Annotated in this window: 1 protein-coding gene; it reads left to right on the top strand. The window is 34.4% G+C overall.

Annotation, left to right across the window (positions count from 1 at the left end):
- A partial coding sequence (locus AAEY62_RS20690; RefSeq protein ID WP_350636144.1) for a FlgO family outer membrane protein occupies window positions 1-387 on the top strand: 387 nt, incomplete at both ends.

Below are 387 nucleotides of genomic sequence, written 5' to 3'. Positions count from 1 at the left end.
CTTTTTACCCTTTCACTTTCAGCTTGTTCTAGTCACCCTGTTTACAATGGTCACGCTCCTCATAATGACTATTCTCATAACAAAAGGCACGTTCAAAATGACTCGCCTCGCGTGAGTAACTGGCAGTTTCCAGAAAAAAATTACCGCCCAATAAATAGCAGTAAATTACTTAGTAATTACACCGAACAATTAGCCATGAAGCTAATTGAAAATATGAATTACATAAATAGTAATACCCCTATTGCCATTACTTCTTTTGTAAATTTAGATGATAACCTACAAACAACTAATATTTTTGGTAACCATTTAGCTGAGAGCTTTATTACTGAACTACAAGAGTTTGGATTATCTGTTGTAGATTACAAACACACAGGTACTGTACATGTA

This window comes from Pseudoalteromonas sp. GW168-MNA-CIBAN-0100 (assembly GCF_040309225.1).
Lineage (GTDB): Bacteria > Pseudomonadota > Gammaproteobacteria > Enterobacterales > Alteromonadaceae > Pseudoalteromonas > Pseudoalteromonas arctica.
Note: the sequence above shows the minus strand (reverse complement) of the source record. Positions and strands in the feature narration are given on the sequence as shown.